The following is a 26986-nucleotide window of genomic DNA, read 5'->3' as shown; positions in this document are numbered from 1 at the left end:
ATGAGCTTCTATAATAGAAGCCATGATAATTAATTGTTTGTTGACGCTTGTTTGTTTAGTTTTCAAAGAACAATTTTTCATTATTGCTCCGTCAGAAGCAACTCTTATATATTATCAGGATCAATACCTGATGTCAATATTTTTTTAAGAAATTCTTTGTTGCTAACCAAGTAGCTCTCAGCAACAGATATAAATATAGCACCTTTAATCTACAATAGCAACATCTTTTTTCGGTTTTATTGCTATCTAGTAAAAGAAAGATAATTCGTATTTATGTCTCAAATTCATTGCTGATAGTAAGAAAAGCACAAGCGCCTTTATGATTTTCTGGATAACACCAAAATAACTAATGTTCATCACACAATTACAATGACTGCTTTAAACAACGGAACCTACGATTATTTTGTCGACTGGACTCGAAGTGGAGAAAGCTATTTAACACTTGATTTAGATATTGAAACTAATTGATCGAAAATAGAATCAAAAAGAAACCTCCAAGAGGTTTCTTTTTGATTAGGTTGATTTAATTCTAATAACAATAAACACTAAAAAAAAGAAGGGGATTAATGGGGAAAACGTAAATATAGCTTTAGGAAGTTTTCAGCACCGTAAAAATAATAAGCAATGGGAATTGACAATAAAGTGCTAAGTATAAAAAGTAAAAAAACAAAACGACGTTTGCCGTTTTGTTTTTTTACTTTTAGCAGTATTAACGATGACGCATTAATGGGAATAGCAGCACATCTCTGATCGATGGTGAATTTGTCAGAAGCATTACAAGTCTGTCAATTCCAATTCCGAGGCCTCCTGTTGGCGGCATTCCATATTCCAATGCTTCGATAAAATCCTCATCCATTTCGTGCGCTTCATCATTTCCCTGTTCTTTTTCTTTAAGCTGAGCTTCAAACCGCTCTCTTTGATCGATCGGATCATTCAGCTCAGTAAACGCGTTTGCATGCTCCCTAGCAACAATGAACAATTCAAAACGGTCAGTGAAACGTGAATCTTCGGCATTCTTTTTTGCCAAAGGAGAAATATCAACTGGATGACCATATATGAAGGTAGGCTGAATTAGGTGTTCCTCCACTTTTTGCTCAAAGAATTCATTGACGATATGTCCATACTGCATATGTTCAGTGATTTCCACTCCGTGTTCTTTTGCAAGCGCACGCGCTTCCTCTGTGGTCATTTTCGGCCAGAAGTCTACTCCAGTATGTTCTTTAATCGCATCAACCATGTGAACCCTTCTCCACTCTGGCTTCAAATTGATTTCGTATTCCCCGTACTGAATTGTCGTGGTTCCTAGAACATCCTGAGCAATGTAGGCAACCATGTTCTCGGTTAAGGACATAATGTCTCTCCAGTCCGCATATGCTTCATAAAGTTCAAGCATTGTGAACTCTGGATTATGTCTTGTCGAAACGCCTTCATTACGAAATACGCGGCCGATTTCATATACCTTTTCCAGGCCGCCGACAATTAGACGCTTCAGATGAAGTTCGATTGCAATTCGCATGTAAAGCTGCATGTCCAGCGCGTTATGATGGGTAATGAAAGGACGTGCAGAAGCCCCGCCGGCAATAGAATGCATTAATGGTGTTTCTACTTCAAGGTATCCTTGGCCATCAAGATAACGACGCATAGATTGGATGATGCGGCTGCGGTTGACAAACGTTGTCCTGCTTTCGTTGCTAGTAATCAAGTCAAGGTAGCGCTGGCGATAACGCTGCTCGACATCCTTAAGACCATGAAACTTTTCCGGAAGCGGCCGCAATGCTTTTGTCAAGAACACAAAGTTGTCAGCTTTGATGGAAAGTTCGCCAACTTTTGTTTTGAAAAGCGTACCCTCAACACCGACAATATCACCAAGGTCTGCTGAATTAAAAACTTCGTACTGCTCTTCCCCTACTGCATCTTGACGAACATAAATCTGGATTTGTCCAGCTAAGTCCTGGAGATGCGCAAAACCTGCTTTTCCTTTTCCGCGCTTCGTCATGATCCGGCCAGCAATCTTCACCGCGACTTTTTTTTCCTCGATTTGTTCTTTTTCCCATTCACCATATTCGCTGATCAGCTCTTCGGTAAGATGAGTGCGCTCGAATCTTTTTCCGAACGGGTCCATGCCCTTTTCACGCAATGCACTCATTTTCTCCCTTCTGACTCTAAACTGGTCGTTTACTTCTTCATGACTCATGTCGCCTTCACTCCAATATATAAGTAAATTTAAAAGGTAATCCTTATGTTTAGTGGATACTTTTATTATTTTACACAAACTAACGTATTCAGACATTAAAATCTTTTTTTAAATAAAAACTGCCGGTTTAACACCCTGGCAGTTGCTAAAGGTATTAATAGGAAACGCGATGGTTTCTGTCAATTTTTATCCAACGTGGTTTGCATATTGATCTTCCGCTTCTATTTCTGCTGCGAAGTTTGTTACTAAGCGGACATATTGATTTCTTGTTGTGCATTCATTGATTTGATTGCGAATCCTCGCGTTGCCGCGGATTCCTTTCATATACCAAGCAGCATGTTTGCGCATTTCGCGAACAGCGATGTGTTCATTTTTCAGCGCAATCAGCCGGTCGAGGTGAAGGATGCTAACATCGATTTTCTCGCGGGCGGTTGGTTCCCCGATCAATTCGCCTGTTTCAAGATACTTAACCGTGCGGTAAATCATCCACGGATTCCCGAGAGCAGCACGTCCGATCATCACTCCGTCCGCGCCTGTTTCCTCCAGCATTCTCTTTGCATCCTGAGGGGTTTGGATATCTCCATTGCCGATTACAGGAATCGTGACTGCCTGCTTGACGTCACGGATGATATCCCAGTCTGCTTGTCCCTCATACAGCTGGACACGTGTTCGCCCATGAAGTGCGATTGCCTGACCGCCTGCTCTTTCTACAGCACGAGCATTCTCTATAGCAAAAACATGTTCGTCATCCCAGCCCATGCGCATTTTAACTGTTACCGGCTTTTTAACGGCAGCTACAACGGCAGCTACCATTTCATAAATTTTGTTTGGGTCTAGCAGCCATTTCGCACCTGCATCACATTTAGTGATCTTCGGTACTGGGCAGCCCATATTGATATCTATTATATCGGCATTCGTATGTTTGTCCACGTATTCGGCAGCCTGGACAAGCGTATCTTTTTCGCCGCCAAAAATCTGCAGGCTGAGGGGCTTTTCACGTTCATCTATATATAACATCTCGAGGGTCCGGTCGTTTTGCAAAACAATTCCTTTGTCGCTGACCATTTCCGCACATACAAGTCCTGCACCGAATTCTTTTACCGTCAGACGGAACGCAGAGTTGCAGACGCCAGCCATTGGCGCAAGCACGACCTGGTTCTTCATTTCAATATCGCCAATCTTTAGCATATCCTTGCTATTCCCCCTTCTTTTCGTGCTGTTGAATTATCCCTATTGGGGGGTTAACTCTTCCAATTCGACGTTTAAAAAATCCGCGATTTTGGCAATCAATTTTGCATCCGGCATTCTGTTGCCCCGTTCGATTTCTCCGAGAATCGAAACGGACATACCAAGCTTTTTTGCAAGACCTTCTTGTGTATACCCCTTCAGCTTTCGATAAGCGCGAATACGTCTTCCCCATTTTTCTGCTTCCATATTCGTACTCCTTCTCTGTCCGGCATTCTTAGTAAATCGTTTGCCAGCGGTTCCCTGGCGTTTGGGAGCTTGATATATGGATCCATTTCAAGCAATGGAAGTATTACAAATGCACGTTCGCTCATCCGGGGATGAGGCAATGTAAGCTTCTCTGTTTCCACAATTTCATGATTATACAGCAAGATATCAAGGTCTAACGTTCTCGGACCCCATTTTATTTCCCTTTTTCTACCAAGTTTCAATTCGATGTCAAGACATGTATCGAGCAGTTCAACAGGAGACAAACTTGTCGCTACCTTGATGACCATGTTTAAAAATTGATCTTGCTCTGTATACCCCACTGGGTCGGTCTCATAGATGGAAGAAGTATTTATCACGGAAATCTTCTCTTGTCCCTCAAGGAGAATGATCGCCTGTGTCAAATAACCAAATCGGTCACCGAGATTCGATCCAAGTGCAATATATGCTTTGTTTTCCACTTTTATCTTCTCCTTGTGATTTCAACTGCAACCGATTTATAATGTCCCGGTATTGGCGGGTCCGGCTTAATTACTTTTACATGAACAGTATCGACAAGCAAAAACTTTTCTAAAATTACAGAGGCAATTTGTTCGGCAATCGCCTCTACAAGCTTATATGGTTTGCCTTCCAATATGTTCTTGCAGACTTGATATAGGTCAGCATAATTGATCGAATCTTGAAGTTGATCGCTTTTGCCAGCTTTCAAAAGGTCCAGTTCTACCGTCAAGTCTACTGCAAATCGCTGGCCAAGCGTTGTTTCTTCAGGAAATACTCCGTGGTAGCCGTAAAATTCCATCTGATTGACATGTATCTTATCCATTGAACACACCCTTTCCCATCAAGGCGTCCATCATTTTTGCCATGCGTGATATTTCTTTTACATCATGGATTCTGACAATCTGGCAGCCCTTCTCCATTCCAAAACAAACTGTTGCCCCTGTTCCTTCCGTCCGTTCTGTAACAGGGAGATCGAGCACGTTGCCAATCATCGATTTTTTCGAGGTGCCCAGCAGCACTGGGTAACCTAGTGACACGAGAGCATCTAAATGGCGCATCATCTCCAAGTTCTCTGCCGTGTCTTTTGCGAAGCCGATCCCCGGGTCGAGGATGATTTGCTCATCACGTACACCTGCCTTCTTAGCAATGGTGATGCTTTCAAACAGATCATTCAGTACGTCGCGAATGAAATGAGTGTAATTTCGATCTTTCCGATTATGCATCAAGATGATCGGCACACCCGATTCAGCTGCGACGTCTGCAATCTCAGGGTCATCCTTTGCACCCCAAATATCATTGATCATCACGGCTCCGGCGTCGATCGCACTTTTGGCAACCTTGGATTTATAGGTATCGATTGAAATTGGCACCTGAATTTCCTTTAAGATCTCCTCGATGGCTGGCACCACCCGGCCAATCTCCGCTTCATCCGAAATCCGTTCGTAACCAGGTCTGGTTGATTCACCACCAATATCGAGAATATGTGCACCGTCCCCTATCATTTGCTTCGCGCGTTGCACGGAAGCTTCAAGCTGGTTGTACTTGCCGCCGTCTGAAAACGAATCGGGCGTTACATTCAAAATTCCCATGATCAGCGTTTGCAAGCCATAATCCAAAGTGAATGGTCCCGCTTTTATCACCGTGTTCGGATTCATTTTGCTTGCCTCCCGTCCAATTGTGTTCTGCTCCATAGCGTTTCCCGCTGTGCTTTATATCGCCCGAATAAAGATTGGACTACCTCACCAAATTTCCCAGGAAAACTTTTCCTAGAAAAGGAAGTGACCGGGACGATTTCCTGGATGGAGTTCGTCAGAAAAATTTCGTCAGCTCCTTGAACAGCTTCTTTTTTATAAAAGCCTTCACGCACCTCGATGCCTGCTGTACGAGCGATCTCGATGACAAACCTGCGCGTTATGCCATTCAAGATTCCGGTATCGACGGCCGGAGTGAACAAGACCCCTTCCTTGAACCAAAATAGATTGGATACTATTCCTTCGGCCATGAATCCATCCTCATTCAAAAAAATGCCTTCTGTATCCATTGCGGGGCCTGCCTCACGCTTGGCCAGCACATTATTGAGATAGTGATGCGATTTCAAGCGGGCAATACCTTCTGGCGTGTTGCGTCGTAACTCAAGCAGCACGGCCTGTTTCTCATACATCTCACCTGCAGGAGGCAAAGGTTTCGCAAACACAATCACATTTGGCGCTTTATAGCTTTCCGTCTGCAAGCCGATTTCGGCATTTCCAGCTGAGACATTAAAACGAATGTAAGCGTCCCTTAGGGCGTTTTCGGCCAAGAGGCCTTTGAGAATCTTGAGCGCGTTCTCTCTCGTGAATTCTGCTTCAAAATCAAGGATCGCTAGACTCGCATTCAGCCGCTCCAGATGGTCATCCAGCAAAAACGGGTGACCATTGTAGATTCTGAAAGTTTCAAATACACCTAGACCATATAAAAATCCATGGTCAAAAGGAGAAATCGCAGCGTCCCTGTGATCAACAAATCGGCCATTTAAGTAGAGTTTCATTAAAAGCATACTTCCTTCGTTGCATGGTAATGTGAAAGGAAGTTCCGCAGCAGCTGCTTTCCGGGAGCCGTCAAAATAGACTCCGGATGGAACTGAACGCCCTCCACAGCCAAGGTTTTATGGCGGATGGCCATGATTTCTCCCTCTGCCGTCCAGGCTGATACCTCCAGGCAGTCTGGAAGGGTTTCATTTTTGACTAGCAGAGAATGATAACGTGCTGCTGGAAATGGATTTTCCACCCCTTCAAAAATCGTCTTTCCGTCATGGTAAACCATCGACGTTTTCCCGTGCATGAGTCGATCCGCACGCACAATGTCGCCACCAAATACTTGGGCAATGGACTGATGACCAAGACAGACACCAAAAACCGGCGTTTTGCCAGCGAAATTTTTAATGGCTTCTAAACTGATGCCCGCTTCATTCGGACTGCACGGTCCCGGAGAAATCATCAAAAACTCTGGGTCCATCTCGGCAATTTCCTGAATGGATGCCTGGTCATTGCGGATAACCTTCAGTTTTTCACCCATTTCGCCCAGGTATTGTACCAGGTTATAGGTAAAAGAATCATAATTATCGATCATTAAAATCATGAGTTTCCCTCCGCCAGCTCTTTTGCCTTCCAAAGCGCGATAGCTTTCTTTAGTGATTCCTTGTATTCATTTGCCGGGATGGAGTCGATGACGACGCCCGCTCCTGCCTGGACATGTGCCAGCCCATCCTTGACAAGCATGGTGCGGATGATAATGTTCAATTCCATATTGCCGTTAAATCCAAACCAGCCTAACGAACCTGTATATGCCCCCCGCCTCACCGGTTCGAGTTCTTCAATAATTTCCATCGTTCTAACCTTCGGGGCACCCGTAATGGTTCCGCCGGGAAAGGCCGCATTAACAACGTCAAACCACGTCTTCCCTTCTGCAAGCTCGCCTCTGACATTTGAGACAATATGCATGACATGCGAGTACTTTTCAATGATCATGAACTCATTGACTTCGACAGTACCGTACTTGCAGACCCTTCCGAGATCGTTCCTTTCCAGGTCAACAAGCATGACATGCTCGGCGCGTTCTTTCTCATTGTTGATGAGTTCACTAGCAAGCCGCAAATCTTCCTCATCCGTCCTGCCTCTCGATCTCGTGCCAGCAATCGGCCTTGTAGAAACCTCCGACCCTTTTACTTTTGCTAAAAGTTCGGGCGAGCCGCTAACGAGCTGGAATTCTGCTGTATGCAGATAGCCCATATATGGAGAGGGATTCAGCTTGCGCAACTGGCGGTATACTTCAAGTGCTTCTGTCTTGATTGGCTTTGACTGCCTGACAGATAGATTGACTTGAAAGACATCGCCCTGCGAAATATATTGCTGAATCCTCTCCACTGCCTGGTTGAACTCACTCTCCTCCATAGATACTTGCAGTTCATTTGCGCTGGACTTGTTCGCCTTTTCCTTGTGAAAAATCGGGATGTTGGCCTCCCAGCGTTTTTGCCAATCCGACATTCTTTCCTTTGTTTGCTCTTCTCTACCTAATTCACTAAGGGCCATGATCCATAATGTTTCTGTTTGGTGATCAAACACAAACCACTCCAGGAAAACCTGAAAATAAATCTCCGGGATGTCGGAATCATCCTTTGCCATTTGCGGCAGCTTTTCAATGTAGCGGGCATAATCATAGCTGATATAGCCAATTGCCCCACCCTGGAAATCTGGCAGACCTTCCACTTCCGGGACCCTGAAGGCTTCCATTTCCTGCTTCATTAATGCAAGCGGATTTCCGTTAAGCGTTGTTAATATACCGCTTTTTTTAATCGTTAATGTATGGTTTTTTCCTGAAAAAACGACATCGGGTTGGAATGCAGCGATGCTGTACCGCCCGCCCCGTCCGCTTTCGAGGATGATGTGCTCATTATATTGTTGGGCAATATAGTCGTATTGATGAAAAAAACGTGAAGCTGAATAAGGAATCGTTCGAGTAAGAACATGGTATTGCAGCAAGCTCGTCACCCCTAATTTTCTCTCTTTTTCCATCATACATGATGAACGGCCCACTTTCATTTCTAAAATCATGATTATGCTAAAAAAAGGGGTGGTTTTTTACAAAAAAACAAAGAAAAAAGGCAAGCGAGAAAGCCTGCCTGCCATCCTATTCAATATCAAATTGATAGAGCGGGGTGCTTAGATAACGTTCCCCGTTGCTCGGAATGATCGCAAGGACTTTCTTGCCTTTTCCCAGTTTTTTTGCCGTTTCAAGTGCTGCATAGATCGCTGCACCAGAAGAAATTCCGCCAAGGATGCCTTCTTCCTTTGCCGCACGGCGGGCATATTCAAATGCCTGTTCGTTTTCCACCTTGATAATTTCATCATACACATCGGTGTCAAGTACTCCAGGCACGAAACCAGCACCAATCCCCTGGATTTTATGGGGTCCTGGCTTGCCACCTGATAAAACCGGAGAGTCTGCCGGTTCAACGGCAACAATTTTGATATTCTTGTACTTTTCACGAAGAACCTTGCCTGCACCAGTGATGGTGCCCCCTGTACCGATACCCGCAATGAACGCATCAAGCTGGTCACCCATTTGCTCCACAATTTCTGGACCGGTTGTGCTTTCATGGATGCTAGGATTGGCTGCATTCTCGAATTGCTGTGGCATATAATAGCCCTTTTCCTTGGCAAGTTCCTCTGCCTTTTTGATCGCTCCGCCCATTCCTTCTGAGCCTGGAGTTAGCACAAGGTCTGCCCCATACGCCCGCAGCAGGTTGCGGCGCTCCATGCTCATCGTTTCGGGCATGACGAGAATGGCTTTGTATCCCTTAGCAGCGGCCACCATGGCAAGACCGATTCCGGTATTGCCGCTAGTAGGTTCAATGATTGTCGTTCCTTGCTTTAGGAAGCCCTTTGCTTCGGCATCCTCAATCATCGCAAGCGCAATGCGATCCTTGACGCTGCTTCCAGGGTTCATGTATTCCAGCTTCAGATACACATCCGCACTTTTGTCATCAACTAGCCTGTTCAATTTCACAATTGGTGTTTGACCGATTAGCTCATTAATGGAGTTCGCTATACGTACCATATTATCCACCTCTTAATCCGAGTATTTTAATTGGTTTTATTAAAATCTACCAGTGCTTTTCAACTATGTCAATCAGAATGCTTCGACAAAACCCGCGATCCAACAAAAGAAAGCACCGGTTACGGAACCTTGGTGCTATCTCCCTTATTTTTTGCTCGTCTCTCCGTAGAACCAGCTTACTTCAGCATCGTTCCAGAATGCACGGGCAGAGACAGGGATGTCCATTTGTTCGAGGGCAATCTGTCTGCGAATCTGGTTCTCTACCTCGCTAAAGCTATAGCTCTTGCCTGCAAGCTTTTCATGAAGGTATACGATCGCGTAGCCATCTTCTGTTTTTACAGGTTCGGTCCATTCTTTCGGCTTCAGGGACTTTGCCGCTGTAATGACTTCTGGAGAAATGAGCTCATCCTCTTCGGTCACAAAGCCGATGTCGCCGCCGTCATTCGCAGAAAATTCATCGATGGAACGCTCCATAGCCAATGCGGCAAAGCTGGATCCGTCTTTTAGCTCCTGTGCCGCTGATTCTGCTTCTTGTTTTGTTTCGACAATGATTTGTGATAGATGGTAAGAGGAAGGGACATCAAAAAGATGCTTGTTTTGTTCATAGAAGGCTTTTTTATCATCTTCCGATACTTTAACATCCTTTGTCAGCAGCTCTTCAAGCAGCAAACTATATTCGATCTGCTGCTTCCATCTTTCTTCGCTTTTCGGCTCTTCTCCTGGCGACGAATACATTGCCTTATAAATAGTCAGTTCCCGTTCGACTGCATCGTCGGATAATTTAATGCCATATTTCTCCGCCATTTGCACGACTACTCGCTGGTCGACCATGTCCCTGAGAGTCTCTTGTCCGTATCGTTGTTCCAGCTCGGTGAGCCATTGCTGGCGGGTGATCGACTCCTTGCCAACTTCCGCTACTGTCTCTTTCTTTCCTTCAAGAATAGCAGGCTTGCCCAGAAGCATTAACAGCGTGATCACGTTCAATATAGTTAATCCAGCAATAATATACCAAAGCTGTTTTTTTTTCACTTTTCTTCCCCCAGCATCAGCTTATTTTGCGTCTTTCTCTATCTCTTCCAAGTCTTCTTTTGTAAACAAATATTTTTCGTTACAGAAATGACAATGCGCTTCAGCTTGGCCTTCTGTCTCCATCATATCACGGATTTCTTCCGCTCCGAGGCTGATCAATGCCTGACTGAACCGCTCTTTGGAACAGTTGCACACGAATGACACCGGCATCGACTCAAGGAATTTGACATTATTCTTGCCCATTAGCTCTTCGAGGACTTCCTCAGGAGAAAGCCCGTTTTCAATCAATTTTGAGACCGGCGGCATCGATTCTAGTCGTTGCTCGATGGCTGAAATGGTATCTTCTGTCGCTCCAGGCATCAATTGAATAAGGAAACCGCCTGCTGCCTTAATGGTGTTATCCGGATTGACAAGGACTCCGACACCAACGGAAGAATGCACCTGTTCGCTTGTTGCGAAGTAAAAGGTGAAATCTTCCCCGATTTCTCCTGAAACAATCGGCACTTGACCAGTAAAATAGTCACGCAAGCCAAGATCTTTTACAACGGTAAGCGTTCCGTCTGTTCCGACCCCCTGTCTTACATCCAACTTGCCTTGTTCATTCAGGTCAAAGTGGACATGAGGATTCGAAACATAGCCTCTGACCTCCCCTTTTGCATTGCTATCAACGAGAATCAATCCAAGCGGACCGCCGCCTTCGATTTTAACCGTTAATTTATCTTCGCCTTTCATCATCGCACCCATCATTACACTAGCAGTCATCGTGCGGCCCAGCGCAGCCGATGCCACCGGCCATGTATAATGGCGGCGCTGTGCCTCTCCAACAGTTTCAGTCGTTTTGGCAGCATACGCCCTAACCTGTCCATCAAACGCAAGTCCTTTTACTAAATAATCGCTCATTATTCTACTCCCTTTCATGCTGTAACAAGTAAAGCCTCCTTCAGGCTTAACTATTTTTATTCATGTTGCGCTTATAGATAAGCTGCAATCCTTTTAATGTCAAAAACGGGTCGACGACATCAATGATATTTGTTTCCTCGGCGATTAACTGCGCCAGTCCCCCTGTCGCAATCACTTTCGTCGTAACCGGATTCTTCGCCTTCATCCGCTTAACTATTCCCTCTACTTGGCCAACATATCCAAACAAAATGCCTGCTTGCATCGCAGATACAGTGTTTTTGCCAATCACGTCATCCGGGCGTGTGATTTCAATCCTCGGAAGCTTGGCAGCGCGCGAATAAAGGGCTTCGGTAGAAATACCAATTCCCGGGGCAATCGCTCCGCCCATATACTGATTATGATCATTGATATAACAATAGGTAGTCGCAGTGCCGAAGTCAACAATGATCAGCGGACTGCCATATTCATGGATAGCCGCAACCGCGTTGACGATTCGGTCAGCTCCCACTTCCCGCGGATTTTCGTATTTAATGTCCAGACCCGTTTTGATGCCAGGCCCAACGACTAATGGTTTCAGCTGGAAGTACTTCTGGCACATTCTCTCAAGCGAGAACATGATTGGCGGTACCACGGACGATATGATGATTCCATCTATATCAGAGAAACGGAGATTGACATGGTCGAAAAGATTTTTGACGATCATTCCAAACTCATCTTCTGTTCTATGGCGGTTTGTTTCCATTCTCCAGTGGTGTTTCAACTCATCTTTTTCATAAACACCCAATACGATATTTGTATTCCCGACGTCAAAAACAAAAATCAAGCTATTCACCAACTTATCAATAGTTTTCTAAATCAATACTGCAAATATCATATCATAATCGCCAGAAATTCACTAAATATAGTCAACCGAATCCTATCTGTTAGTACAATTAAAAAAATAAGCAGATGCCCTGTAACAGGACACCTGCTATTGATTTATTCTTTTGGATTTTCGTCAATTGCCTTTGGGTTGTCGATGACTGAGTCGATTTTCGTATCGGTCTCTTCAATTGCAGGCAGTTCATCCTTTTTTGTATTGATATTCACTTTCAGATCGTCACTATCCAGGCTGACTTTTCGCTCTGGAAGCCGTCCGTGATCGATCAAATGCTTGATTTGTACTGCATCGAGTGTTTCCACTTCAAGAAGCGTATTTGCGATAATATCAAGCTTTTCACGATGCTCTGTAAGAAGCTCCTTCGCCTTTGCATAACATTCCTTAATAATCGTTTGGATCTCTACGTCTATCTCATAGGCTATCCGATCGGAATAGTTCTGCTCACTGTTGAAGTCACGTCCAAGGAAAACCTGACCTTGTGCCTGGCCGAACTGCAATGGTCCAAGCTTATCACTCATACCAAATTCAGTAACCATTTTCCTGGCAATGCCTGTTGCTCGTTGGAAGTCATTGTGAGCACCTGTACTCACTTCGCCAAAGACGATTTCTTCCGCCACACGGCCGCCAAGGAGGCCGGTGATTTTATCAAGCAGCTCTGGCTTTGTCATGAAGTAACGATCTTCCTTAGGAAGCATAACTGCATATCCTCCGGCCTGGCCACGCGGTACAATCGTTACCTTGTGGACCATTTCTGCCTCATCAAGGACAACTCCGATGACGGTATGACCGGCTTCATGGAAGGCCACTATATTTCTTTCCTTTTTGGAAATGACACGGTTTTTCTTGGCAGGACCGGCAATGACGCGGTCGGTTGCTTCATCCAAATCCAACATGTCAATCTTCTTCTTATTTCTTCGAGCAGCAACAAGCGCTGCTTCATTGAGCAAGTTTTCAAGATCCGCTCCAGAGAAGCCTGGAGTACGAGACGCAATGCTCTTTAAGTTTACCGAGTCATCAAGTGGCTTATTTCTCGAATGCACCTTCAATACAGCTTCACGGCCAATGACATCCGGGCGGTCGACTGTGATCTGGCGGTCGAAACGTCCTGGACGGAGCAATGCCGGGTCAAGGATATCAGGGCGGTTAGTAGCCGCTACAATGATAATGCCCTCGTTAGCACCAAATCCATCCATTTCAACAAGCAGCTGATTGAGCGTCTGTTCCCGCTCATCATGCCCTCCGCCAAGTCCAGCACCACGCTGGCGGCCAACAGCATCAATTTCATCGATAAAGATAATACATGGCGCATTCTTTTTAGCTGTTTCAAATAAATCACGCACACGTGATGCACCGACACCGACAAACATTTCTACGAAGTCGGAACCACTGATGGAGAAGAACGGTACTCCTGCTTCTCCAGCAACTGCACGCGCAAGCAAAGTTTTACCAGTTCCCGGAGGTCCCACTAGCAGGATCCCTTTTGGAATGCGCGCTCCTAGCTCGGTGAACTTGCGAGGGTCTTTAAGGAATTCAACCACTTCAACAAGCTCTTGTTTTTCTTCATCTGCGCCCGCAACATCCTTAAAGCGCACTTTTTTCTTTTCCTCATTATACAGCCTTGCTTTGCTCTTGCCGAAGTTCATGACACGGCTGCCACCGCCCTGAGCCTGGTTAAGCAAAAAGAAGAACAAGATGAAAATGATGATAAACGGAATGATCGATGTAAAGAACGTTACCCATCCGCTTGTTTCCTTCGCTGGCTTGATATCAACATTGACATCAGCTGCAGTCTGTTCAATGCGGTTTAAGGTATCAGGGTTGCTCCATACATAAGTAATAAAGCCTTTCCCTTGTTCCTGACCCTTCATCTGGCCCGTTACTTCATACACCCCTCGTTCAGGCCGCAACGTCAGTGTTCCTGAAACATTGCCGGCCTCAAGCTCCTGCATGAATGTATCGTAAGAGATTGGTTCTGTTGGCTGGTTATTCCCATTAAAGAAGCTTACTACTCCGATAATGACTAAAAATATTAATAAATAAAAGATGGTATTACGGAAAATCCGATTCATCCCTTACCTCCTCCCACGGTAGACAAACTATACTAAATAGTATCATAGTGAATTATGCTAATACAAGAAATTAACATTCAGAAATTTGATTGAAAAGCGGATTGTGATTGAATTTCTTTATTTCGAATAAACTTCCGGCTTTAAAATTCCAATATAAGGAAGATTACGGTATTTTTCCGCATAATCGAGGCCATACCCGACCACGAACTCATCCGGAACAATAAACCCAACATAGTCCGCCGCGATGTCAGCCTTTCTCCCTGTTGGTTTATCAAGCAGCGTAACAATTTTGATCGACTTTGCCTTGCGGTATCGGAACAGCTCAGCCAAATAGCTGAGAGTTAAGCCACTGTCGATGATGTCCTCAATGATCAGAATATCTCGTCCTTCAACGGAAGTATCCAAATCCTTGAGAATTTTAACTTCACCGGATGATACCATAGCATTTCCATAACTTGAAACATCCATGAAATCCATTTCAAGGTAAGCATCCACACGCTTAAGCAAATCACCCATAAAAGGCATTGCGCCTTTCAGAACCCCAACCGCAAGCGGGAAACGGTCCTTGTATTCTTCCGTTAACTGAGCGGCCAGCTGCTGCGTTTTTTTCTGAATCTCTTCTTCTGTAAACAAAACTTTTTCAATATCATTTTTCATCATGATCATTGTGCCCCCTGGATGATATCAATGCTTTATATAAGTTAAGAGTAATAACCTATTGCCTTGTTGATTTGCTTCATGATTTGATTTTTTCAGGCCTGGAAGCCAAAGGATCCTGTCATTCTTGTCTGTGACGACTGGCCATTGATCTCTCTGCCCTAACGGAATTTTCCTATCGATGAAAATATCTTTCAGCTTTTTTGACCCCTTCATCCCCTTCAAGGACATCCTGTCCCCATCTTTCCTCGTGCGGATATACAAGGGAGTATCCGTTTCCTCCAGGTTCACGATGAAATGATAATTAGAAAGATCGATGTCATGAACAGCAGCGAGCCATTGGGCATCAATGATGTCACCATTCGGCAAAATCAGCTGTTTTGGACCTGTCATTTCAAGGCAATAACTTTGCCTTTCTGGCAGATTCAATGTGGTGAAATGACAATTTTCATACGATCGTATGATTCTTAAACCGCTGGGGAAATCAAGAGTTCCTGACGGATGGGGATTGCGAATTATTGAAAAAATCTTTTCAATATGTATAGCGGAAAGAGAAGCAGGTCGATCATTGTAAAGATAATTTAATATTAATTTAATCGCTCTCCTTTGTAAAGGCATTGGCATTTCCCGAAATAAACGAATAGGGACCGTGACCATTTGGTCCTCTTTCTTCATTACTTTATTCAATTCTATCCTTGTTAATTCAAGAAGATACTTTTCGTCCATCTGCAGTTCCTCGCTGAAGCGCTGGAAATGTTCATGAACACCAGGGTTTTCTTCTTTTAAAAAAGGCAAGATGGTTTTCCTGAATCGGTTCCTCGTGTAGTATGCTTTGTCATTGCTGGGATCGATCCTTGGTTCCAGGGAATTCTCCATGCAATAGTCCCCTAGTTCCTTCTTAGTCAGACATAAAAACGGCCGGAAAATCGTGAAGGTTCCCAGTTTACGAGAAAAAGGAATGCCTGCTCTTGCAGCTCCTGAACTGCCCCTTGTAAGTCTCATCAATACCGTCTCTATCTGATCATCGCCGTGATGCCCCAGTGCAAGGTATTCAAATTGATGTTTGTTCATCACTTCCTCAAAAAAGGCATATCGGCATTCGCGAGCCGCTTGTTGCGAGCTTAGCCCTGTCTCTTTGATATAAGCTGGCACATCAACTCTTCTTCCCTCAAAGGGGATGCCCCTGTTTTCACAAAACTCTTTTACAAACAATGCATCCTGATAAGATTCATCGCCACGGAACATATGGTCAACATGGATAGCAATAAGCCTCAGGGATTTCCGATTCCGCTGCTCAGATAAAAAGTGAAGCAAAGCTAGCGAATCTGGTCCTCCGGAAACACCAACCGCGATTGACTTGTTATTCAGCTGAAAACCATGCCTTTCAAGAAAGACATCCACTTTCATCTCAATCATCATGCTCTTCCTTACTGCATTGTCGGTTAAACCCTATACCCAAGCCGGCAAGCTAATAATCTTCTAAATGGGTTTGTTTTTTTAGCTTAACACTTTCTGTTGTTCATATCAAAAATGAGGGCACTTTTTCCTTATATACGGACGGATCCTTAAAAAGTTTCACAAATATCAGGTAATCTGGCTATATATATAGAAAAAATACATTAGCGAGATAACCAAGATGATCGTGATGGTTTCAAGTGCCGCGAATTTCTTCTTGCCCTTGTTAAATTGTTTTCGTGTTTGCACGGATGTTGAAGATTTAGCCTTTTTCACCGGGCTTCTTGCTGGTTGCCTCGGAAATGGGGGCTGTTTGGCTGTTTTTTGCTGGCGATTGCTTCTTGATGGCGCATCTGGAAGATGTACTTGAATTATTTCCATGCGCATTTCGTTTGCCGACAGAAATTTCCCAGACAGTGCGTAGGAAATAATTTTTTCATATCTCGTCAGCTCAGGGCTTTGCTTTACCTTTTCCATGATTTCCTCGAGCCCACCTGATTTTTTCGTAAATCGTTGCGGAAAGGCCGTGTTAATCATGATCATCGCGACTGCAAATAAATCGTACCGAGGCTCTGCCTTTCTGCTTCCAAGTCCCCAGTAGCCACGGTCAAAGTATTCTGTGAACTCTTTGATAGAACGCCCCTGCATCGTTGTTCCGCCAACGTCGATGCAGCGGATTCTCGCGGGCGGTCCGGTAACGATCAAATTTTCCGGTTTTAAGTCCCCAAAAACCCAGCCATTGTCATGCAGCAGCTGCAAATCCGCCAGCAGCTGGAGGACCATCACTCCTGTCCAATCAGGTCCTTTTTGCTTCAAAAAAGAGAGGAAATCCGGTCCTTTTATAAATTCCATCACATAAAAACTTACTTTTCCCTCAGATGTTTCCCAATCATCCACGTCCAGTAAAGAAGGCCCGAGGGCAGATCCCTGGACCTTCGCAAAAGCTTTTAATACATTGACTTCAGAAGTGACCGACATTCCATTGTCGCTCATTTTCAACGCAACTTGTTTACTGTCATGCCTGGCTAAATAAACTATCCCATTCGCTCCAAATCCAAGCTGCTTAATAATAGTATAACGATTGTGATGCCATTTCCCTTCAATAATTGTCCCGGAACTGATCTTAGACAGATTCTTCAAAGAAGGATTCATCATCACGGTTCAAAAAGCTCCTTAAAGATCTTTTTTTATCGAAATAGGGAAGAGCTTCACGAAGAGCTGGGCCAGTAGGGGTAATCCCACCGGTCGTCAGCTTGGCAAAAATGCTAGTCAACGACTCCAGCTTAGGTGTCCAATCCAGCAATTTTTCGACATCCTTTCGTTTCCCGGGAAATACAAATACAGAAAAGTGATTATCTCCGGATCGAGCATTCAGACTCAAACTCAGGTCCAGCAAGGCTTCCTTCACAGTCGGGAGCTTCTGCTTCATGCTCGCACTCGTGTCAACAAGAATCAATACGTCCAATTCAACCGTCTCCCCAAGCTCGTCTATCACTTCCATGACTTCCCCTCGCTGTTCCGGAGGGAGATCTTCTACTGTTCTGCCGCCGCCAAGAATTTGCTGAATCTCCTTATTAACCACACCTTGAAGCGTCTGGGTCATCGCTTTTCTGGTAACCATCTGCACAGTCTGAGAAAGCTGCTGCGCATAGACTATTTGGCTAACGCCGCCACCAGCCATTGCAAGTCCCTCAATTTCTTTCATTCCCTGTTCATCTATCACGTCATGTTCCATCACGCCAATGACATTTACCGTTATTCCCTGCTCCTTTGCTAACGCAGCCATTGCGATTGGATCTTCCCCCTGATTTGAGCAGCCATCGGTAATGAGCAATATTTGCCTGATCGTACCTGTTTTCATACGGTTCCCCTCACTTTTAGCTCTACTATTACAATCTAGTAAAGCCAATAATAAATTTGTTACCATTTTAGACGAAGCAGAGGAGAAATATACATTAGAAAAGCGCAAGCGCGATTAAGCTCTTTTTTGATAATTAGTCATCGGGATCGATGCCCATTTCGGGATATTGTGATCGATCTTTGCGACAACGACGGTCATGTCATCCTCAATTGATCCCCCGCGGGAACGGATGACTTCCTCCATAATTAAATCGGCGATCGCCTGTGGATCATCTGTCTGAAGCTCATTGATTTTCCGCTTCATCCATAAATCGTAATTCTCGACATGTTTTGGCCCTTCGAAAACACCATCGCTCATCATGATTAACAAGTCTCCAGCCTTCAGCTGCTCGCCGACGACGTCCACTTCGAATTCATGAAGTATGCCCATCGGCAAATTGCTCGCCTGAACCTTCAATACATTGGAACCGCGTTTGATGAAGCTCGGGGTGGAACTAATTTTCAGAAACCTTGTCGATGCATTTTGCAGGTCAATCATAGCGAGGTCGAGAGTCGAGAAGATTTCATCTGTTGTTCTTAGCGACAATATGGAGTTCACTGACTTGATTGCCACTTTCTCTTCAATTCCCGATTGCAGGATTTGTTGCAGCAATAACAATGTATCTCTACTCTCCGAATGCGCTCTTTCTCCATTGCCCATACCGTCGCTTATCGCAATCGCAAACTTTCCGCCGCTTAGTTCGATGATTGAAAAGCTGTCTCCGGAAACAAGGTCCCCATCTTTAGCAGCATGCGCGACTCCTGTCGATACGACAAACGCTTTGGCAGATCGGAATGTCACATGGCAAAAACCGTTCGGGAATGTCGAACATTCTTCCGAGTTGACGATGATATTTTCCTTTAGGATATCCGATAGCATCGGTGCAATCAGTTTTTCGCATTCCCCGAGTCCTTGGCAATATGGGATCGTCATATCGATGTCGACATTGCCCTGTTCCAGACTGTAGATTTCCACTTGCTCGATATGAATGCCAAAATCCTGAAGAGACTCAAGGATCAGCTCTTCCTGCTTAGAGTGGTTCTCGCGCTCCCGCTGGATTTCTTTCGCAAAATCGCCCATTACTTCCGATACACCGAGCAATTGATCAGCAACAAGCCTCCTGCTTTCCTGAACCTGCTTTTTCAGCTTCCGGTTAGCCTGAAAATAGGTCAGCTGCTGCTGCATAATTTCAAGAACTTTCTTCGATCTCGTGCAATGCTTGTCCCACTCCCGGGACAGTTTTTGCGGCACCGTCCCGGAATTTTGATCCATCTCCTGCATAATTTCACTCATATAGTCATAGGTTGTATTAAAGTTCCTTGTCCAGCAATGGTCTTTCTTAAAGCAAGTCTGACAAGTCTTTTCGGTGACATTGCTTAAGAAGTAATCCATTTCACGATCCGTTTCAACCGTTTCATCCTTGACTTGCAAAGCGGAGAAACTTTTCGACAATGCCTCAAATACATTGGAGAACTGGACGACACGCTGTGCTGTCACATCTCTCATCTTTCTCATATACTGCTGCTGTTCTGCTGAGTACTCCGCTGTCCCGGGAATATGTTTGGCGATCCGTGACGTAAGGGAAAGAGGCGTAAGGAAGAAGAGCAAGACAGCTCCGGCTGACTCAGTCAATGTCTGACTAATAGCTCCTCCGCCCTCGCCATACATGCCTATCAAAAGTGTGGCAATGAACAGTCCAAAGGCTACCCCTGGCTTCTTTCCCTCTTTCAGCAAGCCGCCGAGCAGCCCTGAAAAGGCAAGCAGGCTCATATGGTAAAAACTAGACACGTTTGCAAGACTGAATATTAATCCTGTTACGACACCGACTGTCGATCCCACCGTCGCTCCGGCAACAAATGAAAAAATGAGGATCAAATAACGCGACATGACATGTTCAACGGATAAGCCATAAATCGTCCAGCCAATGGTCCCCGTCATCACGGAAGCCAGCATGATGATCAAACAGACAATTTCCTCTGTTTTCAAAGTTTGCTTGCGAAGGCCCGAAGTCATCAATGGAATGCTTTGCAGGAAAATAAACGTTAACACCAGGCCCAAACCTGCTTCAACTGCTGTCATCATCCCTTCATACATGGTTATCGTTCCTGATAAAACAAGAGTTTTTACCGTTTTGGCTATTAAGATAGTAAAAAATATATAGAAAGGCATCACTTTCAGATTATTCTTGATCCACTTTTTTGACAGCTTGTATAACAGCAAGAATAAGAATACGGACCCAAAAGTAAAAATGGCAGCTGTAAATGATAGGGTTGCAGCTCCAGCAACCAAACCAAACAATGCGATTGGAGCAATGTCTTTACGGATGAGGTATACAGCGGCAAAAAACGGCAGGCTAAAAGGAGTCAATTGCTCCAGTATCAAGGCACGGCCAAGCAAGAATCCAATAATCAAAAATAAGTAACCTTTTTTCAAGAGAACGGTTTCGATCTTGGATTGCAGCTTCGACATGCCTTTTGCCAGCCTGAATCGGGATTCCTCGAAGCGAATTTCACCGATCGGTTCTATCAAGTTCCTTTCTACCTTTTGCATTTACTACACTCCCCACTTTTTTTATTGTTGCTGATTATTATAAAAGCGAGTCATCCAGAAGTTTGTCAAAAATAAGGACAAGCATACAAGTTTCGTTCGACGCATTTCCCCGTGGATAAAGCAATCACTCGAAATATCCCGGATTCGTTTCGCATCTTGTTGAAATTTCGCGCAGTCCTTAAACTGTTTTATTTTTTTCTTTTGAAAATATTGATTGACACTATTTTAATATCTATGTATTATATTTCTTGTGCCTTAAAAACAATATCGATATGGCGGTGTAGCTCAGCTGGCTAGAGCGTACGGTTCATACCCGTAAGGTCGGGGGTTCGATCCCCTCCGCCGCTACTGACGAAAAAGTATAGCCGACTGCCTAGAAACGCAGAAACGGGAGACTCCAAAAGAAGATATGCTTTTTGCATCTGCTGGTGGAGTGGAAGTTTCGGAGTTTCTAGGGTCATACAGCAAAGCTAAAAAACCTCGTTCCTTTAATAGGAACGAGGTTTTTTATGGTGAAGTCCGCCCGAACAAAAAAGAACCTGCAAGAATACAGGCTTTCTTAAGATGCTATCGATAATTGAAAACTGAATATAAACTAAAAATGCAAGACTTTTTAATCTCTAACGGGAATTAAAATTCTTTGACCGATATATAAATAAGCGTTTGTATCAATGTTGTTCCATCGGGATATCACATCGATAGTCCTGCCGTACCTTTGAGCGATTGACCACAATGTATCACCCTTTCTGACAATGTGAACGAACTGCCCTATGGCCTTTAATTGTGACCAATTAAACAACCTTCCTGGATCCGTTCTCCTGCCAGGGGCGTACTCATCATGCCCAACAACATGCTGTCTTTCTCTCACTATTAATGGATGGCGCTTTAAGATTTCATCCAGAAGCAAGTTTAATGAGCGATACTGTGCATCTGTGTAGCCAATATCTGAGGGAGAGATCAAATCGTATGTCTCGGATGGAAAAAAAGGCAACATTTCTCTACGGGTTCCAATTGCCATTAATTCTATCCCAATTGAAGATTCATTTAACCGGTTATCGAGTTGTGGAAATCCCGGAAGGCTCCCCCTCCCGGCATGAAATGCAGCACGATTTTCATCGACAAATCGATAAATCTCCCCATTCCTCCCAATCAGGTAATGGGAAGAAACCCCACTGTTTAAAAAAATGCGGTAAATATCTTGGAGATTGTAAGGATTTTGCGGATTATTGGCTGCATTGGATATGAAGTGAATTACAATATGCGTTATATTTTCTGTTCTTGGCTTTGAATTTTCTAACGGAAGGTAATAATTGTGAACACCTACTGTCCTTTCAGGAATAATCAGTGCGGTCCCTGGATAAATTATATTCGGATTTTGAATAGTATTCACCCTGATGATTTCTTGGATGGATGTATGGTATATTTGTGCAATTTGCCATAAACTTTCCCCTGGCTGCACGACATGAGTTGGCATAACACAACCCCTTCCCTTAATAGCATCCCTTATATTTATTCGACGGTAAGTGATCATATGAGGTTTTTTTTTAGAATCTCTGTGAAGATATTTATTTGACTCCCCAGTTAGAAAGAATAACGGTTTTAACAGGAAAAGAAAGTCCGTTTTTACTGTTCGGGTTTGATTTATACCATCAACCGGAGTACAAAGATTTAGAATATTTCTCTCTGGTTATCACACACTAATAAAAAGCTAATGAATCCCAGAAAGGACAGAGAGTATGAAAAAATATCTTGTGCTCCTCATTTTCACTATCTCATTTATGCTCATAGATTTATCTCCTGTCTACGCTCAAAATAATCCGAGAAACATTTATGACGTCAAACCAGGAGATTATTTATGGAAGATCGCACAGACCTACGAGACCACTATACATATACATGACTTAAAACAAATCAACGGCTTACAAACCGATCTACTTTTAATTGGGCAAAAATTAAGAGTTCCTATTGATTACGAAGTTACTCGCGGCGATACACTTTGGAAGCTTTCACAGACCTTTACCTCTAGCGTTTCATTGATCAAATCAGCAAATGGTCTTACAACCAATATGATTTATGTCGGGCAAAAGCTTAAGATTCCCCCGAAGAAACTTAGAAACCAAGGGCAATTTTTCCTGATGACAAGAGAGGAATTCAAAGACTGGCTTTTTAACCAAAAATTCACGAGAAGAGTCGGGACAGTCCAACAACATCACACATACCAGCCATCTTATCAGTCATTTAACGGATCCAATCATTTTACGTTGATGCAGGAGATGAAGGAATATCATGTATCAGACATGAAATGGAGCGATATCAGTCAGCAGTTGACCACATTTCCAGACGGTACAGTGGCACTCGGCAGACCGTTCAACACTGCTCCAGAAGGTTCATTTGGTTTGCTAAATGAAGTTATCATGCGCGAAATCGAAAGAAATGCGCTAGCAATTGAAAATGTCGGCAACTTCGATGCTGAACAGTTAACAGACGAACAAAAGGAAACCATAATTACCGTTACCGCCTTGCTAATGTTGAAATACGGCTTGCAGCCAACGGTAGATACTATCACCTATCATCACTGGTGGGATATAAACACTGGGGAAAGGGTGCTAGATGCAGGTCACGGACACGCAATCAAAACTTGCCCAGGTACTAAATTTTTTGGTGGAAACTCCACAGATGATGCAAAAAATAATTTTTATCCTCTAGTCGATAAAAAAATGTATGAAATTTTAGCCACTATGCAATCGTCTTAAAGGAGCTCAGTCACACTGAGTACTTACTATTGGACAATACTTCCTTCCAAATGCAGGGAACACGCATCGGTTTATCGGTAGATCACTTTTAACCCTGGTAGATCTTAGTTTCCCTTCAAACAAGCACAACTCATATTTAATCGTTAATCCTTCTTAACGCAAATAATGGTATAATTAAAAAAAATGTCCAAACCCATCTGTACCCAGGGTTTGGACATTTACGTAACCATTTTTTTTAAGCGTTAAGTTATATTATACCAGAATCCACGCTTCCAATTTCCAATTTAGTTACCAAAACTTTCAAATTAGACTCGTATCTAGGATTTTGACGCAATCTAAGTGGATTCGACAAAAATTGCGTGAAAAGGATGCACCTCGCCTAACGATTTTTGTCGAATTTTATTCAGCTTATTCCCCCCCTCGTAGCTTGTGTTCCAGATAAGGTGCTTTAATTGGAACTTGCCCCATCGTAGGAGCTCTTTCATCTCCTGAATAACTTCCTTCAAAGGAATATCCCAATCTCGAAAGTGGTGTAAATGCATGAATAAATAACTGTAGATCAGATTCACCGCTAGAATGAGAATGTCCACCCATGCTTCAATGGCAGTAGGGTCGTGCACATATGGGTGATCCAAATGCCAATAAGTCTTTAAATCATGGAACCCATTATTCTCAATGTCCCATCTCGCTGTAGCTATTTTGGCGATCGTCTTTGTCCCAACTTCTGATTGTTTACACGTGGTGACGACCCATCTTTCAATGACCTCCGTGTAGGCCTGTTTCTGACCCCCAACGATTTTCACTTTCTCCGTTTGTCGGATCATTTTAACCATCCGAAGAGGGACCTTAACCTGGGGCCAACTTTGGAAATCGCCTTGATCCCAAGCCTCTACTTTAACCAGATGCCCCTTTTTGTCACGCTCCACCCACTGAACATCAGGAGGACGATTTTGAAAAGTGGCCCTTGCGTCTTTCATAATCAAGCGACGTTCTTCTTTCATTCGAATCACCACGTCCATATGGGCGTCTAATGCGTCATTGATAAAAGTGGCCTTAGCATATAAGGCGTCAGCTGTTAGGACATCGACCAGTTTCCCATGGCGTTTGTTGAGCGTTTTGAGCAACCGTCGATCCCCAGTTACCTCACCTTCCCCTTTTTCGGATCCATCCCTAGGTTTTAAATGGTCAACATCGTAAATCACACGTGGGTCTCCTCCAACCTTTTGAAGAAAAACTGCCCGATGGAAATATTCCTTTTCCCCGTTTTTGTTTTTTCGAACGAGGCAATCTGAGCAGGTCCGGCTCTTAGATACAAATAACTCTGACCCATCAATCGCTCCGATACGCAAACCATCAATCCTCCCCTTTTGAGGGCCTCTGTTTTGTTTGAACTTCTGAATAAACTGATCATGATTCACGTCTAAACTTTCCAAGTTCCATTGACATAGAGCGTCTCTTAGGGTGTCGTGTGACGGTTTCCCCTGTTTTCGAGGAACCAATTTGTTAAACCGCCCTTTTTTAATTTCTCGATCAAAGGCCTCCATACTTTCCAAACGGAGAACAAACCCAATAAGTAAAATGATAAAGATAACAGACGTTTTCACATTTGGAGAGCGCCTTCGATCATTTACCCTCTTGACCATTTGGTCAAGACCGTATACCTTATTAGTATAGAGGATAAATTCCTTTATCCACTGTTTAGACATGGTGGTACACCTCCTTTGGTTGATCCCTAAGGAGGTGTTTGACATTTCCCCTGAAAAATCCTGCTAATTTCCAAATGAAATTGAATTTTTTGTGTGTTTATGTCAAATCGGCTCTTCTCTTGCCATATCTGGTTTTCATCTACCTTTTTTACCTTTTAAGCGTGGATCCTGGTAAAATTATGTTTATCAGGGAAACGGTTACCAAAAATAAAGCAACAAACAAATCATATAAAATGCATGTATTGGTTGAATCCTACCGAGCAGAAATAGGACCGCGTCAACGGGTAGTCATGCAGTTGGGAACGCCCACTCTTCCAAAATCCGAGTGGAAAAAACTTGCCGCAGCCTTGGAGGGGCGTTTGGCAGGACAGGTTACCCTATTTGAAGAGGAAAAACAAATTGCCGAAGCCGCCGAAATAGCTATGGGCAATTATTCATTCAACCAGAAAAAAACGGAAGCCAAAAAAGAGCGTCATACTAACGCTTTCCTTACGTCTGTCGATTTGAATTCAGTAGCCGTTGGGCAATCTCGTTCACTTGGTCCGGAATTGGTGGGACATGCTGCTTGGGAACAGTTGGAATTTAATCAATTACTAGGGGAGTGTGGATTTTCACAGGTGGAACAAGCATTGGCTGAAGCCGTTGTCGTCGGACGACTTGTGTCGCCATCTAGTGACCTTGCATCTTGGCGTTGGCTACGAGAGCGAACGGCAATTGTGGAGATGCTCCCAGCTGATCTTACTGAAATCGGTAAGGATGCAATTTATGAAATTTCCGATTTATTGCTTGCCAATAAATCGGAAATTGAACGTGGTCTTCGCACTAAGGAAGCCAATTTATTTTCACGCCCAAATCAGATTTTTTTATACGATTTGACCAATACATATTTTGAAGGCAGCGCTTTGAAAAATGACCTAGCACATAGAAGGAAATCCAAAGAAAAACGTACAGACTGTCCACTCGTAACGCTTGCTTTGGTGGTTGATGAGGCTGGATTTCCAATCTTCAGCCAAATCTATGAGGGAAATAAATCCGAACCGGAAACCCTTCGGGACATCCTCGAACGGCTAGAACAGGATGCCTCATTTGAGTTCGTGGAAACCCGCCCCATGATTGCGATGGATCGCGGCATAGCCACTAAAGAGAATATGGCACTGATTAAGGAAATGAGATTTCCGTACATTGTGGTGGAACGAAGGGCAGTCGAAAAAGAATACGTGGAGGAATTCAAGGATGCGAAAAAAACATTCGAATGCCTATCACCCCAAAGAAAAAAGGAAACGCAAGAAATGCAAGAATCTGTTTATGTGAAAAAGATTCCGATAGAGGCAGGTAGTCGTGTTCTTTGTCTTAGTGAAGGCCGCGAGAAAAAAGAAATGGCCATGGATGCTTTGAAGGAACAACGTTTTCTAGATGACTTGAATCGATTGGCCACTTCCGTAGTAAAAGACAATTTCCAGCTAGTTGAAAAAGTCGGGATACGAGTGGGCAGACTACGCGAACGTTATCCATCCATTGCGGGGTATTACGATATCGAATTGAACTTAGATGAAGACGAAAAAAGGGTGACAAATATTTCTTTTAAGAAGAAAGAAACGCGGCAAAAGCGTTCTGTTTTGACAGGGTGTTATGTCATTGAAACCAGTGATGAATCCTTATCCGCTAAGGAAATTTGGAGGCTATATACAACATTAACTAATATCGAGGATGCATTCCGATCCTTAAAATCAGATTTGGGAATGCGTCCTGTTTATCATCAACTGGCTGACCGAACAAGAGGTCACTTATTCACTGGTGTTCTCGCATATCATTTGTTAATTAGTATTGAACACCAACTACGAGAAAC

General features: G+C 43.8%; 23 protein-coding genes and 1 tRNA gene. 3 read left to right on the top strand and 21 right to left on the bottom strand.

Features of this window, described 5'->3' with window-relative positions; translation table 11 throughout:
- Window positions 1-709 precede the first annotated feature (709 nt).
- The 19 genes from lysS to spoIIE all read right to left on the bottom strand — a co-directional run bounded on the left by lysS (window position 710) and on the right by spoIIE (window position 20681).
- Window positions 710-2194, bottom strand: coding sequence for a lysine--tRNA ligase (gene lysS, locus UB32_RS05710; protein WP_044391985.1), 1485 nt, complete (start codon window positions 2192-2194; stop codon window positions 710-712).
- 186 nt (window positions 2195-2380) lie between these two features.
- On the bottom strand, window positions 2381-3382 hold the full coding sequence (dusB, locus tag UB32_RS05705; RefSeq protein ID WP_044391983.1) for a tRNA dihydrouridine synthase DusB: 1002 nt from the start codon (window positions 3380-3382) through the stop codon (window positions 2381-2383).
- 42 nt (window positions 3383-3424) lie between these two features.
- The gene (locus UB32_RS05700) at window positions 3425-3628 is read right to left on the bottom strand and encodes a helix-turn-helix domain-containing protein (protein WP_044391981.1); all 204 of its coding nucleotides are present in this window, start codon (window positions 3626-3628) and stop codon (window positions 3425-3427) included.
- A complete protein-coding gene (gene folK / locus UB32_RS05695) occupies window positions 3580-4107 on the bottom strand; it encodes a 2-amino-4-hydroxy-6-hydroxymethyldihydropteridine diphosphokinase (protein WP_044391979.1) in 528 nt (175 codons plus the stop codon). Before folK ends, UB32_RS05700 begins: the two co-directional genes overlap by 49 nt.
- Before the next feature lie 2 nt (window positions 4108-4109).
- Window positions 4110-4469, bottom strand: a complete 360-nt coding sequence (folB, locus tag UB32_RS05690; protein WP_044391977.1) for a dihydroneopterin aldolase — start codon at window positions 4467-4469, stop codon at window positions 4110-4112.
- The gene (folP, locus tag UB32_RS05685) at window positions 4462-5301 is read right to left on the bottom strand and encodes a dihydropteroate synthase (protein ID WP_044391975.1); all 840 of its coding nucleotides are present in this window, start codon (window positions 5299-5301) and stop codon (window positions 4462-4464) included. Before folP ends, folB begins: the two co-directional genes overlap by 8 nt.
- The gene (gene pabC, locus UB32_RS05680; protein WP_044391973.1) at window positions 5298-6173 is read right to left on the bottom strand and encodes an aminodeoxychorismate lyase; all 876 of its coding nucleotides are present in this window, start codon (window positions 6171-6173) and stop codon (window positions 5298-5300) included. Before pabC ends, folP begins: the two co-directional genes overlap by 4 nt.
- On the bottom strand, window positions 6173-6763 hold the full coding sequence (pabA, locus tag UB32_RS05675; protein WP_044391971.1) for an aminodeoxychorismate/anthranilate synthase component II: 591 nt from the start codon (window positions 6761-6763) through the stop codon (window positions 6173-6175). The genes pabC and pabA overlap by 1 nt, the downstream gene beginning before the upstream one ends.
- Window positions 6760-8196 (bottom strand): anthranilate synthase component I family protein, encoded by a 1437-nt coding sequence (locus UB32_RS05670; RefSeq protein ID WP_128721498.1) that lies wholly within the window; start codon window positions 8194-8196, stop codon window positions 6760-6762. Before UB32_RS05670 ends, pabA begins: the two co-directional genes overlap by 4 nt.
- A 115-nt stretch (window positions 8197-8311) precedes the next feature.
- On the bottom strand, window positions 8312-9241 hold the full coding sequence (gene cysK / locus UB32_RS05665; protein WP_044391969.1) for a cysteine synthase A: 930 nt from the start codon (window positions 9239-9241) through the stop codon (window positions 8312-8314).
- A 144-nt stretch (window positions 9242-9385) separates the two neighbouring features.
- Window positions 9386-10270 carry a peptidyl-prolyl cis-trans isomerase gene (locus UB32_RS05660; protein WP_044391968.1) on the bottom strand — a complete coding sequence of 295 codons (885 nt, stop codon included), beginning with the start codon at window positions 10268-10270 and terminating at the stop codon, window positions 9386-9388.
- A gap of 21 nt (window positions 10271-10291) precedes the next feature.
- The gene (gene hslO / locus UB32_RS05655) at window positions 10292-11170 is read right to left on the bottom strand and encodes an Hsp33 family molecular chaperone HslO (protein WP_044391967.1); all 879 of its coding nucleotides are present in this window, start codon (window positions 11168-11170) and stop codon (window positions 10292-10294) included.
- Window positions 11171-11216: 46 nt separating this feature from the next.
- Window positions 11217-11993 (bottom strand): type III pantothenate kinase, encoded by a 777-nt coding sequence (locus UB32_RS05650; protein ID WP_044391965.1) that lies wholly within the window; start codon window positions 11991-11993, stop codon window positions 11217-11219.
- Between the two features lie 155 nt (window positions 11994-12148).
- The gene (ftsH, locus tag UB32_RS05645) at window positions 12149-14119 is read right to left on the bottom strand and encodes an ATP-dependent zinc metalloprotease FtsH (protein WP_044391964.1); all 1971 of its coding nucleotides are present in this window, start codon (window positions 14117-14119) and stop codon (window positions 12149-12151) included.
- Between the two features lie 117 nt (window positions 14120-14236).
- Window positions 14237-14776 carry a hypoxanthine phosphoribosyltransferase gene (gene hpt / locus UB32_RS05640; RefSeq protein ID WP_198528165.1) on the bottom strand — a complete coding sequence of 180 codons (540 nt, stop codon included), beginning with the start codon at window positions 14774-14776 and terminating at the stop codon, window positions 14237-14239.
- Window positions 14777-14803: 27 nt separating this feature from the next.
- On the bottom strand, window positions 14804-16195 hold the full coding sequence (gene tilS / locus UB32_RS05635) for a tRNA lysidine(34) synthetase TilS (RefSeq protein ID WP_307192292.1): 1392 nt from the start codon (window positions 16193-16195) through the stop codon (window positions 14804-14806).
- Between the two features lie 165 nt (window positions 16196-16360).
- The gene (locus UB32_RS05630) at window positions 16361-17386 is read right to left on the bottom strand and encodes a protein kinase domain-containing protein (protein WP_044391960.1); all 1026 of its coding nucleotides are present in this window, start codon (window positions 17384-17386) and stop codon (window positions 16361-16363) included.
- Window positions 17355-18158 (bottom strand): vWA domain-containing protein, encoded by an 804-nt coding sequence (locus UB32_RS05625; protein ID WP_084221730.1) that lies wholly within the window; start codon window positions 18156-18158, stop codon window positions 17355-17357. Before UB32_RS05625 ends, UB32_RS05630 begins: the two co-directional genes overlap by 32 nt.
- A gap of 48 nt (window positions 18159-18206) precedes the next feature.
- Window positions 18207-20681 (bottom strand): stage II sporulation protein E, encoded by a 2475-nt coding sequence (spoIIE, locus tag UB32_RS05620; RefSeq protein ID WP_044391957.1) that lies wholly within the window; start codon window positions 20679-20681, stop codon window positions 18207-18209.
- A gap of 274 nt (window positions 20682-20955) precedes the next feature.
- Here spoIIE and UB32_RS05615 point away from each other — a divergent pair.
- A tRNA-Met gene (locus UB32_RS05615) sits at window positions 20956-21029 on the top strand.
- Window positions 21030-21294: 265 nt separating this feature from the next.
- Here UB32_RS05615 and UB32_RS05610 read toward each other — a convergent pair.
- Window positions 21295-22155: a LysM peptidoglycan-binding domain-containing protein gene (locus UB32_RS05610; RefSeq protein WP_052806964.1), complete on the bottom strand. Its 861-nt coding sequence runs from the start codon at window positions 22153-22155 to the stop codon at window positions 21295-21297.
- 262 nt (window positions 22156-22417) lie between these two features.
- Here UB32_RS05610 and UB32_RS05605 point away from each other — a divergent pair, with 262 nt between their 5' ends.
- Window positions 22418-23434: a peptidoglycan recognition protein family protein gene (locus UB32_RS05605; RefSeq protein ID WP_084221727.1), complete on the top strand. Its 1017-nt coding sequence runs from the start codon at window positions 22418-22420 to the stop codon at window positions 23432-23434.
- A gap of 335 nt (window positions 23435-23769) precedes the next feature.
- Here the strand turns inward: UB32_RS05605 and UB32_RS05600 are convergent, their stop codons facing one another.
- Window positions 23770-25140 (bottom strand): transposase, encoded by a 1371-nt coding sequence (locus tag UB32_RS05600; RefSeq protein WP_044391956.1) that lies wholly within the window; start codon window positions 25138-25140, stop codon window positions 23770-23772.
- Between the two features lie 179 nt (window positions 25141-25319).
- Between UB32_RS05600 and UB32_RS05595 the strand changes: the two genes are divergently transcribed.
- Window positions 25320-26986 (top strand): IS1634 family transposase (locus UB32_RS05595; protein ID WP_044391987.1); only part of this gene is annotated, 1667 nt, incomplete at its 3' end.

This window comes from Mesobacillus subterraneus (genome assembly GCF_000934845.1).
In the GTDB taxonomy this organism is placed as follows: domain Bacteria; phylum Bacillota; class Bacilli; order Bacillales; family Cytobacillaceae; genus Mesobacillus; species Mesobacillus stamsii.
The sequence above is the reverse complement of the archived record's forward strand: the minus strand, read 5'-3'. Positions and strand labels throughout refer to the sequence as shown.